The sequence below is a fragment of the Marinobacter sp. E2 genome, from assembly GCF_055755345.1.
In genome coordinates, this window is sequence record NZ_CM146911.1 from 630,065 (window position 1) to 645,345 (window position 15,281).

The window sequence follows — 15,281 nt, forward strand, 5'->3', positions numbered from 1 at the left end:
CCGGGTAGTTACCTACCCGGTGGGTGGTCAAAAAGAGACCAGTCATCTTGACTGTCCAGGGACGCAGGCTTACACTTGCGTCCCTTAAATTTTACCCCCTGCACAGGGGGTAAGTTTCATTGATATGGTTTTTTGGAGTTTGCTTACATGGCAACGATTAATCAGTTGGTGCGTAAGCCTCGTAAGCGCAAGGTAGCCAAGAGCGACGTTCCCGCGCTCCAGGCCTGCCCTCAGCGCCGTGGTGTGTGCACTCGTGTGTACACCACAACGCCGAAGAAGCCGAACTCAGCACTGCGTAAAGTGTGCCGTGTTCGTCTGACCAACGGCTACGAGGTTTCCTCATACATTGGTGGTGAAGGTCACAACCTTCAGGAGCACAGCGTAGTGCTTATCCGTGGCGGTCGTGTAAAAGACCTTCCGGGTGTGCGTTACCACACTGTTCGCGGAACGCTGGACACCCAGGGTGTGCAGAACCGTAAGCAGGGCCGCTCCAAGTACGGTGCAAAACGACCCAAGTCCTGATGTCCCGAGCGGGTGTCTTTTATCGTTGCTTGTCAGAACGGTAAGAGTAAGGCTGAGTAGCATTCTGCTATCTCAGGGGTTCCTGAAGACCTTTTAGATATATAAGGGCTTATCGATGCCTAGAAGAAGAGTTGCAGCAAAACGGGAAATTATCCCGGATCCGAAATTCGGCAGTGCACGTCTTGCCAAGTTCATCAACCACGTGATGGAGAGCGGCAAGAAATCCGTAGCTGAGCGCATTGTTTACGGCGCTCTGGACATTGTTGCCGAGAAATCCAAGGAAGAGCCGATCGACATGTTCGAGAAGGCCCTGGAAAACATCCAGCCGATGGTTGAGGTTAAATCCCGTCGTGTGGGTGGTGCTACTTACCAGGTGCCTGTCGAGGTACGGCCCTCCCGTCAGAACGCGCTGGCCATGCGCTGGCTCGTCGAATATTCACGGAAGCGCGGTGAGAAGTCCATGGCGCAGCGTCTTGCTGGTGAAATCCTGGACGCCGCTGACAGCAAGGGTGCCGCTGTTAAGAAGCGCGAAGACGTACACCGCATGGCAGAAGCCAACAAGGCGTTCTCTCACTTCCGTTTCTAATCAGCCGAGGTTTATATCGTGGCACGCAAGACTCCTATCAAGCGTTACAGAAACATCGGTATTTGTGCGCACGTTGATGCGGGCAAAACCACAACCACCGAGCGGGTCCTGTTCTACACAGGTATCTCCCACAAGATCGGTGAAGTTCATGATGGCGCCGCCACCATGGACTGGATGGAGCAGGAGCAGGAGCGTGGTATCACCATCACCTCTGCTGCTACCACCACTTTCTGGCAGGGTATGGACAAGCAGTACCCTGAGCACCGGATCAACATCATCGACACCCCGGGACACGTTGACTTTACCATCGAGGTAGAGCGTTCACTGCGTGTTCTGGACGGTGCCGTGGTTGTGTTCTGTGGCTCCTCTGGCGTTGAGCCGCAGTCCGAGACTGTATGGCGTCAGGCCAACAAGTACGAAGTTCCCCGCATGGTGTTCGTCAACAAGATGGACCGTGCTGGCGCCAACTTCCTGCGTGTTGTTGAGCAGATCAAGAAGCGTCTGGGCGCCAACTGCGTTCCCATTCAGCTGCCGATCGGTTCCGAGGACGAGTTCGCCGGTATCGTTGACCTGATTCGTAACAAGGCCATCTACTGGAACGAAGCAGACTCCGGTGCGACCTATGAGCAGAAGGACGTTCCTGCAGAAATGGCCGACGAAGTGGCCATGTACCGGGAGCAGATGGTTGAGGCGGCTGCCGAAGCCAACGAAGAGCTCATGGAGAAGTACCTGGAAGAAGGTGAGCTTTCCAACGAAGAGATCAAGCAGGGTCTGCGTATGCGCACCCTGGCCAACGAGATCGTCGTAGCGACCTGCGGTTCCGCGTTCAAGAACAAGGGCGTGCAGGCGGTGCTGGACGCCGTTGTTGAATTCCTGCCGGCCCCGGACGAGGTTAAGGCCATCCGTGGTGAGGTAGACGACGAAGGTACCGAAGAGACCCGTCCGGTGGACGACGACGCTCCGTTCGCGGCCCTGGCGTTCAAAATCGCCACCGATCCGTTCGTGGGTACCCTGACGTTCTTCCGTGTGTACTCCGGCAAGCTGGAAAGCGGCTCATCGGTTTACAACTCGGTCAAGCAGAAGAAAGAGCGTGTCGGCCGTATGGTTCAGATGCACTCCAAAGACCGTCAGGAAATCAAAGAAGTGCTGGCGGGTGATATCGCTGCGGCCATCGGCCTGAAGAGCGTCACCACCGGTGACACCCTGTGCGACGAGAACCACAAGATCGTTCTCGAGCGCATGGAGTTCCCGGAGCCGGTTATCTCTGTGGCGGTTGAGCCGAAGTCCAAGGCCGACCAGGAAAAGATGGGCGTTGCTCTGGGCAAGCTGGCCCAGGAAGATCCGTCGTTCCGCGTTCGTACCGACGAGGAATCCGGCCAGACCATCATCTCCGGCATGGGTGAGCTTCACCTGGACATCATCGTTGACCGTATGCGTCGCGAGTTCAAGGTGGAGGCCAACATCGGTAAGCCCCAGGTGGCCTACCGTGAGTGCATCCGCAAGCCCGTGGATGTGGAAGGCAAGTTTGTTCGTCAGTCCGGTGGTCGTGGTCAGTACGGTCACGTCAAGCTCAAGCTCGAGCCGCTGCCGCTGGATGAGGAAGATGGCGAGAACTTTATCTTCGTGAACGAGATCGTTGGTGGTGTGGTTCCCAAGGAATACATCCCGGCGGTTCAGCAGGGTATTGAAGAGCAGATGCAGAACGGCTGTCTGGCCGGCTACCCGCTGCTGCGCATCAAGGCAACCCTGTATGACGGCTCGTACCACGATGTCGACTCCAACGAGATGGCCTTCAAGGTCGCCGGTTCCATGGCGATGAAGAAAGGTGCTCTGGAAGCGAATCCTGCCCTTCTTGAGCCGCTCATGAGGGTAGAGGTTGTCACTCCTGAAGACTACATGGGTGACGTTGTTGGCGACCTGAACCGTCGTCGCGGCCTCGTGCAGGGAATGGATGAGAGTCCCGCCGGGAAAGTCATCCGTGCAGAAGTTCCGTTGTCGGAGATGTTCGGTTACGCCACCGATCTGCGTTCTGCAACGCAGGGTCGGGCGTCTTATGCGATGGAGTTCTCCCGCTATATGGAAGCTCCCTCGAACATTGCCGAAGCGATCATTAAAAAGGGTTGATCCCCAGGACTTAAGAAACAGGAAGAGGTGTAACCGTGTCTAAATCTAAATTTGAGCGTAATAAGCCGCACTTGAACGTGGGCACCATTGGTCACGTAGACCATGGTAAGACCACTCTGACAGCTGCCCTGACTCGTGTATGTCACGAAGTGTTCGGTACTGGTGAGAGCCGTGCGTTTGACCAGATCGATAACGCCCCGGAAGAGCGTGCGCGTGGTATCACCATCGCGACGTCTCACGTTGAGTACGATTCCCCGACTCGTCACTACGCCCACGTAGACTGCCCGGGCCACGCTGACTATGTGAAGAACATGATCACTGGTGCGGCGCAGATGGACGGCGCTATCCTGGTTTGCTCCGCAGCTGACGGCCCCATGCCGCAGACCCGTGAGCACATCCTGCTGTCCCGTCAGGTTGGCGTACCTTACATCGTTGTGTTCCTGAACAAAGCGGACATGGTAGACGATGAAGAGCTGCTTGAGCTGGTAGAGATGGAAGTTCGTGACCTGCTGAGCCAGTACGACTTCCCGGGCGACGATACTCCGATCGTTACCGGTTCCGCGCTGATGGCGCTGGAAGGTAAGGACGACAACGAGATGGGTACTACCGCTGTTAAGAAGCTGGTAGAAGCCCTGGACTCTTACATCCCTGAGCCTGAGCGTGCGATCGATCAGCCGTTCCTGATGCCGATCGAGGACGTCTTCTCTATCTCTGGCCGTGGTACCGTAGTAACCGGTCGTGTTGAGCGTGGCATCCTGAAGACTGGCGACGAAGTTGAGATCGTTGGTATTCGTGACACCCAGAAGACCACCTGTACCGGTGTTGAGATGTTCCGCAAGCTGCTCGACGAAGGTCGTGCGGGTGAGAACATCGGTGCGCTGCTGCGTGGCACCAAGCGTGACGACGTTGAGCGTGGTCAGGTTCTGTGTGTGCCGGGCTCCATCAAGCCGCACACCAAGTTCGAGTGCGAAGTGTACGTGCTGTCCAAGGAAGAAGGTGGTCGTCATACCCCGTTCTTCAAGGGCTACCGTCCGCAGTTCTACTTCCGGACCACTGACGTGACCGGTTCTTGCGAGCTGCCGGAAGGTGTTGAGATGGTAATGCCGGGTGACAACGTGAAGATGAGTGTTACCCTGATCGCCCCGATCGCCATGGAAGATGGCCTGCGCTTCGCGATTCGTGAAGGCGGCCGTACCGTAGGTGCCGGCGTGGTCTCCAAGATCATCGAGTAATCTGCTCGTTTGATCAGGAAAAAGGGGCTGATGTTTCAGCCCCTTTTTCTGTTTCAGTCGCAATGCAATCTCTGCCGGGTCAATCAGCAACGCTGTTGACTTGGTTGGGTATTATGCATACAATGCGGCTCCTTTTTTTGAAGGTCGGCTAATAAGTAGCTGCTACGAGTGGAGTTTGGTGCATCATGCAAAGCCAAAAAATTCGAATCCGGTTGAAGGCGTTTGACTATCGCCTGATCGACCAGTCCACGCAGGAGATCGTCGATACCGCCAAGCGGACCGGCGCTCAGGTGCGTGGCCCAATCCCTCTGCCGACGCGGAAGGAAAAGTACACCGTTCTGATCTCTCCGCACGTCAACAAAGACGCGCGTGATCAGTATGAAATTCGTACTCATAAGCGTCTGCTCGACATCGTTGAGCCGACGGAAAAGACAGTAGATGCTCTGATGAAACTGGACCTGGCAGCAGGTGTAGACGTTCAGATCAGCCTCGGCTAATACCGCCCGGTATTAGTCTGTGTAACTGTCATAAGGCCATAGAGGGTGAGAGCCCCGTACACTTAAGAGGTGAAACATGGCAATTGGTGTTGTCGGTCGTAAGGCCGGTATGACCCGTATTTTTACGGAAGACGGGCAAGCGCTGCCCGTAACGGTAATTGAGGTTGAGCCCAACCGCATTACCCAACTGAAAACTCTTGAAAGCGATGGCTACCGCGCCGTTCAGGTGACTGTCGGTACTCGTCGTTCCTCTCGCGTTACCAAGAGTGAAGCAGGTCACTTTGCCAAGGCGGGCGTAGAAGCCGGTCGCGGCATGTGGGAGTTCCGTCTGGCCGATGGCGAAGGTGAAGACCTGGCTGCCGGCGGCGAGATCACTGCTTCCATCTTCGAAGATGGCCAGGTTGTTGATGCCATTGGTCAGTCCAAGGGTAAGGGCTTCCAGGGCGGCGTAAAGCGCTGGAACTTCTCCATGCAGGACGCCACTCACGGTAACTCTCTGTCTCACCGTGCACCGGGTTCCATTGGTCAGAACCAGACTCCGGGCAAGGTATTCAAGGGCAAGAAGATGGCGGGCCAGATGGGTAATGCACAGGTGACTGTGCAGAACCTGAAGATCGTCCGTGTCGACGCCGAGCGCAACCTGCTGCTGGTAAGTGGTGCCGTTCCTGGCGCGACTGGCGGCGATGTTGTCATCAAGCCTGCAGTTAAAGCCTGAGGAGCGGTGCGATGGAATTGACTATTACAGGTAGCGGCAAGGGAATTTCTGTTTCCGACGCTGCATTCGCCAAAGATTTTAACGAGTCGCTGGTTCACCAGGTGGTTACTGCCTATATGGCCGGTGGCCGTCAGGGTACCAAGGCTCAGAAGACGCGTTCCGAAGTTAGCGGTGGCGGCAAGAAGCCGTGGCGCCAGAAGGGCACCGGTCGTGCCCGTGCTGGTACCATCCGTAGCCCGATCTGGCGCTCTGGTGGTGTGACCTTCGCTGCGAAACCCCGCGGTTTTGAGCAGAAAGTCAACCGCAAGATGTACCGCGCCGCAATGCGCTCCATTTTTTCCGAGCTGGTTCGCCAGGAGCGTCTGGTGGTTGTTGACGACATGAACGTGGACAGCCCGAAGACCAAGGCGTTCAACGCCAAGCTGAAGGACATCGGTGTGACCAACGCGCTGATTCTGGCCGACAACGTCGAGCAGAACCTGCATCTGGCCTCCCGCAATATTCCGCACGTTGATGTGCGTGATATCGCAGGCCTGGATCCGGTCAGCCTGGTGGCCTTTGAAAAGGTGGTTGTGACTGTTCCCGCTCTGAAGAAAATCGAGGAGATGCTGGGATGAATCAGGAACGTATTTATAAGGTCCTTCTTGGGCCGCACGTATCAGAGAAAGCATCTCTGGCAGCCGAGCGCGGTCAAGTCGTGTTCCGTGTAGCGCCTGACGCCACCAAGCCGGAGATCAAGAAAGCCGTTGAGCAACTGTTCAACGTCACCGTCGAAGGTGTTCAGGTTCTGAACCGTAAGGGTAAGCTCAAGCGCACTATCCGCGGGTTCGGCAAGCGTAATGACATTCGTAAGGCTTACGTCAAGCTGGCAGAAGGTCAGGACATCGATTTTCTGGATGTGGAATAAGGTAAAGGGGTCGTAATATGCCGATCGTCAAAACCAAACCAACATCTGCCGGACGCCGTCACGTTGTAAAGCTTTACAACCCGGATCTGCACACTGGGCGCCCTTACGAGCCGTTGGTAGAAAGAAAGAACAAGACGGGTGGTCGTAACAACGTTGGCCGCATCACAACCCGTCACGTTGGTGGTGGTCACAAGAAGCACTACCGAATCATTGATTTCAAGCGGACCAAAGATGGTATCCCGGCGGTCATCGAGCGCCTGGAATACGATCCGAACCGCTCTGCGCACATCGCGCTGGTCAAGTACGCCGATGGCGAGCGTCGCTACATTATCGCTCCCAAGGGTATGCAGATCGGTGACCCTGTGCGTTCCGGTATCGACGCGCCGATCAAGGTGGGCTCCACTCTGCCGCTCCGGAACATTCCGGTCGGTTCTGTGATCCACTGCGTCGAACTCAAGCCTGGCAAAGGTGCACAGCTGGCTCGCTCTGCGGGCGCATCCGTACAGCTGGTTGCTCGGGAAGGGGCGTATGCCACCATCCGCCTGCGCTCAGGTGAAATGCGAAAGGTGCTTGTAGATTGCCGTGCCACGCTGGGTGAAGTATCCAACAGCGAGCACAGTCTCAAGCAGCTTGGTAAAGCGGGTGCATCACGTTGGCGCGGCAAACGGCCAACAGTACGTGGTGTTGCTATGAACCCAGTTGACCACCCGCATGGTGGTGGTGAAGGGCGTACCTCTGGCGGACGTCACCCGGTTACTCCGTGGGGTGTTCCGACCAAAGGGCATAAGACTCGTAAGAACAAGCGTACTGACAAGATGATAGTACGTCGTCGTTCGGCCAAGTAAACGACTACATAGAGGTAATTGCTGTGCCACGTTCTTTGAAGAAAGGTCCTTTTATAGACCTGCATCTGTTGAAGAAGGTCGAGGCAGCTCTGGAAGCTAACGACAAGCGGCCGATCAAAACCTGGTCCCGCCGGTCGACAGTCTTCCCGGAGATGGTAGGCCTGACCATTGCAGTCCACAACGGCAAGCAGCACGTGCCGGTTTATGTCACCGAAGATATGGTTGGACATAAGCTGGGTGAGTTCGCGGCAACGCGTACTTATCGTGGTCATGCGGCCGACAAGAAAGCTAAACGCTGATTCTGAGGTAATAGAAATGGAAGTAGCAGCCAAGTACAAGGGCGCTCGCCTCTCAGCTCAGAAAGCACGTCTTGTCGCTGACCAAGTACGCGGCAAGGCTGTTGAGGACGCCCTGAACATTCTGACTTTCAGCCCGAAGAAGGCGGCGGTTGTGATCAAGAAGGCTCTTGAATCCGCCATCGCCAACGCTGAGCACAACGAAGGTCTGGACGTTGACGAACTGCGGGTTTCCACCGTGATGGTGGATGAGGGTCCGACGCTCAAGCGAATCAAAGCTCGAGCCAAGGGGCGCGCTGACCGGATTTTCAAGCGCACCTGCCATATCACCGTCAAGGTCGCCGACAAGTAGGAGATGCTCAGATGGGTCATAAAGTAAATCCAACCGGCATTCGCCTGGGTGTGATCAAAGAGCACAACTCAGTCTGGTATGCCGACAAGAAGGAATACTCCCGCAACCTGCTGAACGACATTCAGGTTCGTGAGTTCCTCGACAAGCGTCTGGTGAAGGCGTCTGTCAGCAAGATTGTGATCGAGCGCCCGGCTCAGAACGCCCGGATCACGATCCATACTGCCCGCCCCGGTATTGTTATCGGTAAGAAGGGCGAAGATGTTGACCGTCTGCGTCGCGAAGTCAGCGACATGATGGGTGTGCCTGTGCACATCAACATCGAAGAAGTCCGCAAGCCGGACCTGGATGCCCGCCTGGTCGCGCAGAACGTTGCCGGTCAGCTGGAGCGTCGTGTGATGTTCCGTCGCGCCATGAAGCGTGCGGTACAGAACGCCATGCGCCAGGGTGCCAAGGGCATCAAGATCCAGGTAGGCGGTCGTCTCGGGGGTGCTGAAATCGCGCGTTCCGAGTGGTATCGCGAAGGTCGTGTTCCGCTGCACACACTGCGTGCAGACATTGATTACGCAACCTACGAAGCGCATACCACTTACGGCGTTATCGGCGTCAAGGTATGGATCTTCAAAGGTGAGATTCTTGGTGGTATGGAGCAGGTCCGTGCTGACAAGAAAGCCTCTGGGAAGAAAGGTTCTAAGTAAAGGGGCACTCTTATGCTGCAACCAAAACGCACCAAATTCCGCAAGGTAATGAAAGGCCGTAACACCGGTCTTGCTCACCGCGCCAACAAGGTGAGCTTCGGTGAATACGGATTGAAGGCGACAACTCGCGGGCGTATAACTGCGCGCCAGATTGAGGCGGCACGTCGTACCATGACACGTCGCATCAAGCGGGGCGGCAAGATCTGGATCCGGATTTTCCCGGACAAGCCGATCTCCAGCAAACCGCTTGAAGTTCGAATGGGTAAAGGTAAGGGTTCTGTCGAGTATTGGGTGGCTGAAATCCAGCCAGGCCGCATGCTCTACGAGATGGAAGGCGTTGCTGAAGACGTAGCACGTGACGCATTCGCTCTCGCGGCGGCCAAACTGCCGGTACAGACCACCTTTGTAACGAGGACGGTGATGTGATGAAAGCAACAGAGCTGCGTGAAAAGTCAGTCGAGGAGCTGAACAAAGAGCTGATCGACCTCCTGAAGGAGCAGTTCAACCTGCGCATGCGCAAGGCGACAGGTCAGCTGAATCAGTCTCACCTTCTCGGCAAGGTGAAGCGCGACATCGCTCGCGTGAAAACAGTATTGAACGAAAAGGCAGGACAGTGACATGACCGAAGCTACCCAAACTGCCAGAACTCTGAGCGGCAAGGTCGTGAGCAACAAGATGGAGAAATCCATCGTGGTGCTGGTCGAGCGTCAGGTGAAACACCCCCTGTACGGCAAGTACATGAAGCGCTCCACCAAGATCCATGCTCACGATGAGAGCAATCAGTGCAACATCGGTGACACTGTGACCATTCAGGAAACCCGTCCGGTCTCCAAGACCAAGAGCTGGGCCCTGGTGGAAGTCACCGAACGTGCATCCAAGGTGTAATTCGCCCGGAGAACAACCATGATTCAGACTCAAACAATGCTTGAAGTCGCGGATAACAGCGGTGCACGCCAGGTGATGTGCATCAAGGTCCTGGGCGGTTCACACCGGCGTTACGCCAGCGTTGGGGATATCATCAAGGTGACCGTCAAGGAAGCCATCCCGCGCGGTAAGGTGAAGAAAGGCCAGGTCCTGAAAGCTGTCGTGGTTCGCACCGCTAAGGGTGTGCGCCGTCCCGACGGTTCGCTGATCCGTTTCGACGGAAACGCGGCAGTACTTCTGAACAATCAGGACGCTCCTATCGGTACCCGTATCTTCGGACCGGTTACCCGTGAACTGCGTAATGAAAAGTTCATGAAAATTATCTCACTGGCACCCGAAGTACTTTAAAGGACCAGAGGCCGGTTATGAAAAAGATCAAACGAGATGACGAAGTAATCGTCACCACGGGGAAAGACAAAGGCAAACGTGGTAAAGTCCTGAAAGTTCAGGACGATGGCCGAGTGGTTGTTTCCGGGATCAACATGATCAAGAAGCACACCAAGCCGAACCCGATGCTGGGCACCCCAGGTGGCATCGTCGAAAAAGAAGCACCTATCCAGGCTTCCAACGTGGCTATTTTTAATCCGCAGACCGGCAAAGCCGATCGCGTAGGCTTCCAGATCAAGGAAGACGGCGCGAAAGTGCGGATCTTCAAGTCCACGAACGAAGCTGTCGATAACCAGTAAGCGGTGGTGGTTACGATGCTTAACATGAAAGAGCAGTACAGTCAGGAAGTGGTACCCGCCCTGCAGAAAGAGTTCGGCTACAAGAACGTTATGCAGGTGCCGCGTATCGAAAAGATCACCCTGAACATGGGTGTCGGCGAAGCGGTTGGTGACAAGAAGCTGATTGAAAACGCTGTGGCGGATCTCGAGCGCCTGGCGGGCCAGAAAGCCGTTGTTACCAAGGCACGTAAGTCCGTCGCGGGTTTCAAGATCCGTGAAGGCTGGCCGATCGGCTGCAAGGTTACCCTGCGCGGCGAGCGTATGTGGGACTTCTTTGATCGTCTGGTGCACATTGCGGTTCCCCGCATTCGTGACTTCCGCGGTCTGAACCCCAAATCGTTCGACGGTCGCGGTAACTACAGCATGGGCGTGCGTGAGCAGATCATTTTCCCTGAGATCGAGTACGACAAGGTCGACAAGATCCGTGGTCTGGACATCACCATTACCACCACTGCCGGTACCGACGACGAAGGTCGTGAACTGTTGAAAGCCTTTGGCTTTCCGTTCAAGAAATAAGGAACGAGTGTAATGGCTAAGGTTTCCATGAAGAACCGCGAGCTCAAGCGCGAGAAAACCGTTGCGAAATATGCAGCGAAGCGCGCCGAGCTCAAGGCAATTATCAAGAACCCGAATACCAGCGACGACGACCGTTGGAACGCACAGATGAAGCTGCAGCAGCTTCCTCGCGATGCTTCTCCTTCGCGTCTTCGGAATCGTTGCCAGGTGACTGGTCGTCCCCACGGCGTTCTGCGCAAGTTCGAGCTGTCACGGATCAAGCTCCGTGAATACGGCATGCGCGGTGACGTTCCGGGCCTGACCAAGGCAAGCTGGTAAGATAGGCCGCCTGACTCCGGTCAGGTGCCTGTTGGTAAGCGGTGCGGCAAGCCGCTGCACAACTAAAAAGATCAGGAGCCTCATACCAATGAGTATGCAAGACACGCTTGCGGATATGTTTACCCGTATCCGTAATGCCCAGATGGCATCTAAAGCAGACGTAACGATGCCGTCTTCAAAAATGAAGGTGTCCGTAGCCCAGGTCCTCAAGGACGAAGGTTACGTAGACGATTTTTCCGTTTCAGCCGACGCGAAGCCCGAGCTGACGATTACTCTGAAATACTTCGGTGGCAAGCCGGTTATTGAAGAGATCAAGCGGGTCAGCCGTCCGAGTCTGCGCCAGTACAAAGGCGCTGGGGAACTGCCGAAAGTATCCGGTGGTCTGGGAGTCGCGATTGTCTCAACGTCCAAGGGCGTTATGACAGACCGCGCCGCACGTGCTGCTGGCGTGGGTGGCGAAGTCATCTGCACCGTATTCTAGGAGATACACATGTCCAGGGTTGCCAATAATCCTGTCGTGCTGCCTTCCGGTGTTGAGGTTAAGCTGAACGGACAGGAAATTAGTGTGAAGGGTTCCAAGGGAGCGCTTCAGTTCACCATTCACCAGGCGGTTGAAGTAAAGCAGGAAGAGAATGTTCTTCGCTTTGCGGCCCGCGATGGTGCTCAAAAGTCCCGCGCTCTTGCTGGTACTACACGCGCACTGGTCAACAACATGGTGACCGGTGTTTCCACAGGCTGGGAACGTAAGCTCCAGCTGACGGGCGTAGGTTACCGTGCCCAGGCGCAAGGTAAGAAGCTCAATCTGACGCTGGGTTTTTCACACCCGGTCGAGTATGAGCTGCCCGAGGGGATTACCGCTGAAACTCCTTCCAACACGGAAGTGGTGATTCGCGGAATCGACAAGCAACAGGTTGGCCAGGTCGCTGCGGAAGTCCGCGCGTTCCGTCCGCCCGAGCCTTACAAGGGCAAGGGTGTTCGTTATGCGGATGAGCAGGTCAGACGCAAAGAAGCCAAGAAGAAATAAGGCGGGACTATGAGCGCGAATAACGAAAGATTGCGTCGCGCACGCAAAGTGCGCATGAAGATCCGTGAGCTGGGTACCAATCGTCTGTGCGTGCACCGCACGCCGCGTCATATGTACGCCCAGGTCACCACTGCAGATGGCAGCAAAGTGCTGGCTTCTGCCTCCACGTTGGATAAGGAACTGCGCCAGGGTGCAACCGGTAACGTGGACGCTGCCAAGAAAGTCGGTCAGCTGATTGCTGAGCGTGCCAAGGCGGCAGGTGTTGAGCAGGTTGCTTTTGACCGCTCCGGTTACCGTTATCACGGCCGTGTCCAGGCTCTGGCCGACGCAGCCCGTGAAGCTGGCTTGCAATTCTAAGAGGTGGAGAAGATGAGCGTTAACGAACAGAAGGCGCCTGAGCTCCAGGAGAAGCTGGTTCAGGTCAATCGTGTCGCCAAGGTTGTTAAAGGTGGCCGTATTTTCGCCTTCACCGCACTGACTGTAGTGGGTGATGGCAAGGGTCGCGTTGGTTTCGGTCGTGGCAAGGCGCGTGAAGTGCCGGTCGCCATCCAGAAGGCCATGGAAGCTGCACGCAAAAACATGGTGGAAGTTCCGCTTGACGGTACTACCCTGCAGTACCCGGTGAGGGCTCAGCATGGCGGCTCCAAGGTCTACATGCAGCCGGCTTCCGAAGGTACCGGTATCATCGCCGGCGGCGCGATGCGTGCCGTACTGGAAGTGGCGGGTGTCCAGAACGTACTGTCCAAGTGTTACGGGTCCACCAACCCGGTGAACGTGGTACGTTCCACCATCAAGGGTCTCCAGGCGACCAAGGCGCCTGAAGATATTGCAGCCAAGCGCGGTAAGACCGTGGAAGAGATTCTGGGTTGAAGTCATGGCGAACGCAAAAACGATCAAAGTAACTCTGACCCGCAGCCCGATCGGCTGCCAGCCCAAGCACAAACTGTGCGTCAAGGGCCTGGGTCTTCGTAAAATCGGTCACACCGTGGAAGTGGAAGACACTCCTTCTATCCGCGGCATGATCAACCGGGTGAATTACCTGGTTCGGGTTGAGGAGAACTAAGATGCGTCTGAACGAACTTGCTCCAGAACCCGGTTCACGTCCCGATGCCAAGCGCGTCGGCCGTGGTATCGGTAGCGGTCTCGGCAAAACCGGCGGCCGTGGTCACAAGGGTCTGAAGTCCCGCTCCGGTGGTTCCGTAGCCCCTGGTTTCGAGGGCGGTCAGCAGCCGCTGGCCCGTCGTCTGCCGAAGTTCGGCTTCACCTCCCGTCAGCAGCGTTTCGTTGCTGAGATTCGCCTGAATGAACTGGCGAAGGTGGAAGGCGATGTGGTGGATCTGCAAGCCCTGAAGAAGGCCGACATCATTCGCGAAGAAATTCGCGAGGCCAAGGTTATCCTGTCCGGCGAACTGAGCCGCGCAGTAACCGTAAAGGGACTTCGGGTCACCAAAGGCGCGCGCGAGGCGATTTCCGCCGCGGGTGGTAAAGTCGAAGACTAAGGCGAGTCGAGGACTAAATGGCCAAGAACGCATCATTGCCTGCGGGCGCGGGTAAAGGACTGGCAGAGCTGCGATCGCGGCTCTGGTTTGTCTTCCTGGCATTGCTGGTGTACCGGATCGGTGCCCACATCCCTGTGCCGGGTATCAACCCCGACCGTCTGGCGGCACTGTTTGAGCAGAATCAGGGCACGATCCTGAGCATGTTCAACATGTTTTCCGGTGGTGCGCTTGAGCGCATGAGTATCTTCGCTCTCGGTATCATGCCGTACATTTCGGCCTCCATCATCATGCAGCTCATGACTGCGGTCAGTCCGCAGCTTGAGCAGCTGAAAAAGGAAGGCGAGGCTGGTCGTCGCAAGATCAGCCAGTATACGCGGTATGGTACGGTTATCCTGGCCCTGGTTCAGGGCTTTGGTATTTCGGTCGGTCTGGCATCGCAGGGCGTTACTTTCAATGACAGCTTCAGCTTCCACTTCGTGGCAGTTGTGTCGTTTGTCAGTGGCGCTGTGTTCATGATGTGGCTGGGTGAGCAGATCACCGAGCGGGGTGTCGGTAACGGCATTTCGCTGTTGATCTTCGCCGGGATTGTTGCCGGGTTGCCTGGCGCTATTGGTCAGACCCTGGAGCAGGCCCGGAACGGTGAGATGAGTCTTCTGGTCGTACTGGGCATTGGTGTGCTCGCGGTTGCGGTCATCGGCTTCGTGGTGTTCATGGAGCGTGGTCAGCGTCGGTTGACCATCAACTACGCCAAGCGCCAGCAGGGCCGTCGGGTATTTGCCCAGCAGTCCAGTCATCTGCCCCTGAAAGTGAACATGGCCGGTGTTATTCCGCCCATCTTCGCGTCTTCCATCCTGCTGTTCCCGGCATCGCTGGGTCAGTGGTTTGGTCAGGGCGAAGGCATGGAATGGCTGAGTGATGTGTCTCAGGCTCTGGCGCCCAGCCAGCCGTTGTACATTATCCTGTTTGCGGCAGCAGTGGTCTTCTTCTGCTTCTTCTATACAGCCCTGATGTACAACCCGAAAGAAGTTGCGGATAACCTCAAGCGCTCTGGAGCGTTTATTCCGGGCATCCGTCCGGGTGATCAGACCGCCAAGTATATTGACGGTGTGCTGACTCGCCTGACGCTGTTCGGTGCAATGTACATTGCAGCAGTGTCCCTGTTCCCTCAGTTCCTGATGGTTGCCGGGAATGTGCCGTTCTATCTGGGCGGTACCTCTCTGCTGATTGTTGTAGTCGTGGTGATGGATTTCATGGCGCAGGTTCAGTCGCACCTGATGTCCCATCAGTATGAATCACTGATGAAGAAGTCCAATCTCAAGGGCTATGGTCGGAACGGGTAACCCCCGTTCCCCTTGAAAACTGGAGTCGACAATGAAAGTACGCGCTTCGGTAAAGAAAATTTGCCGTAACTGCAAAGTAATTCGTCGCAATGGCTCAGTACGAGTCATTTGCTCGGAGCCTCGTCACAAGCAACGCCAGGGCTGATTCCGAAAGGAAGCCTTCC

Annotated in this window: 27 protein-coding genes; all 27 read left to right on the forward strand. The window is 56.1% G+C overall.

Annotated elements, in window-relative coordinates; translation table 11 throughout:
* Positions 1-147: 147 nt before the first annotated feature.
* The 27 genes from rpsL (at position 148) to rpmJ (ending at position 15,262) form a co-directional block, all read left to right on the forward strand.
* Positions 148-522, forward strand: coding sequence for a 30S ribosomal protein S12 (gene rpsL, locus AC0J1C_RS02795; protein ID WP_008174844.1), 375 nt, complete (start codon positions 148-150; stop codon positions 520-522).
* A gap of 115 nt (positions 523-637) precedes the next feature.
* Positions 638-1,108 (forward strand): 30S ribosomal protein S7, encoded by a 471-nt coding sequence (gene rpsG, locus AC0J1C_RS02800; protein ID WP_091992444.1) that lies wholly within the window; start codon positions 638-640, stop codon positions 1,106-1,108.
* A gap of 18 nt (positions 1,109-1,126) precedes the next feature.
* Positions 1,127-3,232: an elongation factor G gene (gene fusA, locus AC0J1C_RS02805; protein WP_473045531.1), complete on the forward strand. Its 2,106-nt coding sequence runs from the start codon at positions 1,127-1,129 to the stop codon at positions 3,230-3,232.
* Between the two features lie 35 nt (positions 3,233-3,267).
* Positions 3,268-4,464, forward strand: a complete 1,197-nt coding sequence (gene tuf / locus AC0J1C_RS02810; protein WP_473045525.1) for an elongation factor Tu — start codon at positions 3,268-3,270, stop codon at positions 4,462-4,464.
* Positions 4,465-4,649: 185 nt separating this feature from the next.
* Positions 4,650-4,961 (forward strand): 30S ribosomal protein S10, encoded by a 312-nt coding sequence (gene rpsJ, locus AC0J1C_RS02815; RefSeq protein WP_004580743.1) that lies wholly within the window; start codon positions 4,650-4,652, stop codon positions 4,959-4,961.
* A gap of 76 nt (positions 4,962-5,037) precedes the next feature.
* Positions 5,038-5,676, forward strand: coding sequence for a 50S ribosomal protein L3 (gene rplC, locus AC0J1C_RS02820; RefSeq protein ID WP_091992186.1), 639 nt, complete (start codon positions 5,038-5,040; stop codon positions 5,674-5,676).
* An 11-nt stretch (positions 5,677-5,687) separates the two neighbouring features.
* On the forward strand, positions 5,688-6,293 hold the full coding sequence (gene rplD / locus AC0J1C_RS02825) for a 50S ribosomal protein L4 (protein WP_473045532.1): 606 nt from the start codon (positions 5,688-5,690) through the stop codon (positions 6,291-6,293).
* The gene (gene rplW, locus AC0J1C_RS02830) at positions 6,290-6,583 is read left to right on the forward strand and encodes a 50S ribosomal protein L23 (RefSeq protein ID WP_008174862.1); all 294 of its coding nucleotides are present in this window, start codon (positions 6,290-6,292) and stop codon (positions 6,581-6,583) included. Before rplD ends, rplW begins: the two co-directional genes overlap by 4 nt.
* Positions 6,584-6,600: 17 nt before the next feature.
* Positions 6,601-7,428: a 50S ribosomal protein L2 gene (gene rplB / locus AC0J1C_RS02835; RefSeq protein ID WP_091992189.1), complete on the forward strand. Its 828-nt coding sequence runs from the start codon at positions 6,601-6,603 to the stop codon at positions 7,426-7,428.
* Positions 7,429-7,451: 23 nt separating this feature from the next.
* A complete protein-coding gene (gene rpsS / locus AC0J1C_RS02840; protein ID WP_007154011.1) occupies positions 7,452-7,727 on the forward strand; it encodes a 30S ribosomal protein S19 in 276 nt (91 codons plus the stop codon).
* A 16-nt stretch (positions 7,728-7,743) separates the two neighbouring features.
* Positions 7,744-8,076, forward strand: coding sequence for a 50S ribosomal protein L22 (rplV, locus tag AC0J1C_RS02845; protein ID WP_069185081.1), 333 nt, complete (start codon positions 7,744-7,746; stop codon positions 8,074-8,076).
* An 11-nt stretch (positions 8,077-8,087) separates the two neighbouring features.
* Positions 8,088-8,771, forward strand: a complete 684-nt coding sequence (gene rpsC / locus AC0J1C_RS02850) for a 30S ribosomal protein S3 (protein ID WP_064230338.1) — start codon at positions 8,088-8,090, stop codon at positions 8,769-8,771.
* 12 nt (positions 8,772-8,783) lie between these two features.
* Complete coding sequence (gene rplP / locus AC0J1C_RS02855; protein ID WP_091992190.1) at positions 8,784-9,197, forward strand: 50S ribosomal protein L16; 414 nt, start codon at positions 8,784-8,786, stop codon at positions 9,195-9,197.
* Positions 9,197-9,388: a 50S ribosomal protein L29 gene (rpmC, locus tag AC0J1C_RS02860; RefSeq protein ID WP_008174877.1), complete on the forward strand. Its 192-nt coding sequence runs from the start codon at positions 9,197-9,199 to the stop codon at positions 9,386-9,388. Before rplP ends, rpmC begins: the two co-directional genes overlap by 1 nt.
* A gap of 1 nt (position 9,389) precedes the next feature.
* The gene (rpsQ, locus tag AC0J1C_RS02865; protein ID WP_008174879.1) at positions 9,390-9,656 is read left to right on the forward strand and encodes a 30S ribosomal protein S17; all 267 of its coding nucleotides are present in this window, start codon (positions 9,390-9,392) and stop codon (positions 9,654-9,656) included.
* 18 nt (positions 9,657-9,674) lie between these two features.
* On the forward strand, positions 9,675-10,043 hold the full coding sequence (rplN, locus tag AC0J1C_RS02870) for a 50S ribosomal protein L14 (RefSeq protein ID WP_091992191.1): 369 nt from the start codon (positions 9,675-9,677) through the stop codon (positions 10,041-10,043).
* 17 nt (positions 10,044-10,060) lie between these two features.
* Positions 10,061-10,381, forward strand: coding sequence for a 50S ribosomal protein L24 (rplX, locus tag AC0J1C_RS02875; RefSeq protein WP_091992192.1), 321 nt, complete (start codon positions 10,061-10,063; stop codon positions 10,379-10,381).
* A gap of 24 nt (positions 10,382-10,405) precedes the next feature.
* Positions 10,406-10,936 carry a 50S ribosomal protein L5 gene (rplE, locus tag AC0J1C_RS02880; protein WP_407656874.1) on the forward strand — a complete coding sequence of 177 codons (531 nt, stop codon included), beginning with the start codon at positions 10,406-10,408 and terminating at the stop codon, positions 10,934-10,936.
* A gap of 12 nt (positions 10,937-10,948) precedes the next feature.
* Positions 10,949-11,254 (forward strand): 30S ribosomal protein S14, encoded by a 306-nt coding sequence (gene rpsN, locus AC0J1C_RS02885; RefSeq protein WP_091992194.1) that lies wholly within the window; start codon positions 10,949-10,951, stop codon positions 11,252-11,254.
* An 88-nt stretch (positions 11,255-11,342) separates the two neighbouring features.
* Positions 11,343-11,735, forward strand: a complete 393-nt coding sequence (gene rpsH, locus AC0J1C_RS02890; RefSeq protein WP_091992195.1) for a 30S ribosomal protein S8 — start codon at positions 11,343-11,345, stop codon at positions 11,733-11,735.
* A 9-nt stretch (positions 11,736-11,744) separates the two neighbouring features.
* Positions 11,745-12,278, forward strand: coding sequence for a 50S ribosomal protein L6 (rplF, locus tag AC0J1C_RS02895; RefSeq protein WP_091992196.1), 534 nt, complete (start codon positions 11,745-11,747; stop codon positions 12,276-12,278).
* Positions 12,279-12,287: 9 nt separating this feature from the next.
* The gene (gene rplR, locus AC0J1C_RS02900; protein ID WP_091992197.1) at positions 12,288-12,635 is read left to right on the forward strand and encodes a 50S ribosomal protein L18; all 348 of its coding nucleotides are present in this window, start codon (positions 12,288-12,290) and stop codon (positions 12,633-12,635) included.
* 12 nt (positions 12,636-12,647) lie between these two features.
* On the forward strand, positions 12,648-13,148 hold the full coding sequence (rpsE, locus tag AC0J1C_RS02905) for a 30S ribosomal protein S5 (protein WP_473045534.1): 501 nt from the start codon (positions 12,648-12,650) through the stop codon (positions 13,146-13,148).
* 4 nt (positions 13,149-13,152) lie between these two features.
* A complete protein-coding gene (gene rpmD, locus AC0J1C_RS02910; protein ID WP_008174894.1) occupies positions 13,153-13,341 on the forward strand; it encodes a 50S ribosomal protein L30 in 189 nt (62 codons plus the stop codon).
* Between the two features lies 1 nt (position 13,342).
* Positions 13,343-13,777 (forward strand): 50S ribosomal protein L15, encoded by a 435-nt coding sequence (gene rplO / locus AC0J1C_RS02915; protein ID WP_473045535.1) that lies wholly within the window; start codon positions 13,343-13,345, stop codon positions 13,775-13,777.
* 17 nt (positions 13,778-13,794) lie between these two features.
* Complete coding sequence (secY, locus tag AC0J1C_RS02920) at positions 13,795-15,117, forward strand: preprotein translocase subunit SecY (protein WP_008174899.1); 1,323 nt, start codon at positions 13,795-13,797, stop codon at positions 15,115-15,117.
* Between the two features lie 31 nt (positions 15,118-15,148).
* A complete protein-coding gene (gene rpmJ / locus AC0J1C_RS02925) occupies positions 15,149-15,262 on the forward strand; it encodes a 50S ribosomal protein L36 (protein ID WP_008174902.1) in 114 nt (37 codons plus the stop codon).
* Positions 15,263-15,281 lie beyond the last annotated feature (19 nt).

Bases quoted from the DNA above. Each gene is read 5' to 3' on its own strand.
- secY (WP_008174899.1), top strand. From the start codon at position 13,795: ATGGCCAAGAACGCATCATTGCCTGCGGGCGCGGGTAAAGGACTGGCA.
- rpsL (WP_008174844.1), top strand. From the start codon at position 148: ATGGCAACGATTAATCAGTTGGTGCGTAAGCCTCGTAAGCGCAAGGTA.
- rplX (WP_091992192.1), top strand. From the start codon at position 10,061: ATGAAAAAGATCAAACGAGATGACGAAGTAATCGTCACCACGGGGAAA.
- rpmJ (WP_008174902.1), top strand. From the start codon at position 15,149: ATGAAAGTACGCGCTTCGGTAAAGAAAATTTGCCGTAACTGCAAAGTA.
- rplN (WP_091992191.1), top strand. From the start codon at position 9,675: ATGATTCAGACTCAAACAATGCTTGAAGTCGCGGATAACAGCGGTGCA.
- rpsJ (WP_004580743.1), top strand. From the start codon at position 4,650: ATGCAAAGCCAAAAAATTCGAATCCGGTTGAAGGCGTTTGACTATCGC.
- rplB (WP_091992189.1), top strand. From the start codon at position 6,601: ATGCCGATCGTCAAAACCAAACCAACATCTGCCGGACGCCGTCACGTT.
- rpsQ (WP_008174879.1), top strand. From the start codon at position 9,390: ATGACCGAAGCTACCCAAACTGCCAGAACTCTGAGCGGCAAGGTCGTG.
- rplF (WP_091992196.1), top strand. From the start codon at position 11,745: ATGTCCAGGGTTGCCAATAATCCTGTCGTGCTGCCTTCCGGTGTTGAG.
- rpsH (WP_091992195.1), top strand. From the start codon at position 11,343: ATGAGTATGCAAGACACGCTTGCGGATATGTTTACCCGTATCCGTAAT.
- rpmD (WP_008174894.1), top strand. From the start codon at position 13,153: ATGGCGAACGCAAAAACGATCAAAGTAACTCTGACCCGCAGCCCGATC.
- rplW (WP_008174862.1), top strand. From the start codon at position 6,290: ATGAATCAGGAACGTATTTATAAGGTCCTTCTTGGGCCGCACGTATCA.
- rplC (WP_091992186.1), top strand. From the start codon at position 5,038: ATGGCAATTGGTGTTGTCGGTCGTAAGGCCGGTATGACCCGTATTTTT.
- rplO (WP_473045535.1), top strand. From the start codon at position 13,343: ATGCGTCTGAACGAACTTGCTCCAGAACCCGGTTCACGTCCCGATGCC.
- rpsC (WP_064230338.1), top strand. From the start codon at position 8,088: ATGGGTCATAAAGTAAATCCAACCGGCATTCGCCTGGGTGTGATCAAA.
- rpsG (WP_091992444.1), top strand. From the start codon at position 638: ATGCCTAGAAGAAGAGTTGCAGCAAAACGGGAAATTATCCCGGATCCG.
- rpmC (WP_008174877.1), top strand. From the start codon at position 9,197: ATGAAAGCAACAGAGCTGCGTGAAAAGTCAGTCGAGGAGCTGAACAAA.
- rplD (WP_473045532.1), top strand. From the start codon at position 5,688: ATGGAATTGACTATTACAGGTAGCGGCAAGGGAATTTCTGTTTCCGAC.
- rplR (WP_091992197.1), top strand. From the start codon at position 12,288: ATGAGCGCGAATAACGAAAGATTGCGTCGCGCACGCAAAGTGCGCATG.
- rpsE (WP_473045534.1), top strand. From the start codon at position 12,648: ATGAGCGTTAACGAACAGAAGGCGCCTGAGCTCCAGGAGAAGCTGGTT.
- rpsN (WP_091992194.1), top strand. From the start codon at position 10,949: ATGGCTAAGGTTTCCATGAAGAACCGCGAGCTCAAGCGCGAGAAAACC.
- rplP (WP_091992190.1), top strand. From the start codon at position 8,784: ATGCTGCAACCAAAACGCACCAAATTCCGCAAGGTAATGAAAGGCCGT.
- rplE (WP_407656874.1), top strand. From the start codon at position 10,406: ATGAAAGAGCAGTACAGTCAGGAAGTGGTACCCGCCCTGCAGAAAGAG.
- rplV (WP_069185081.1), top strand. From the start codon at position 7,744: ATGGAAGTAGCAGCCAAGTACAAGGGCGCTCGCCTCTCAGCTCAGAAA.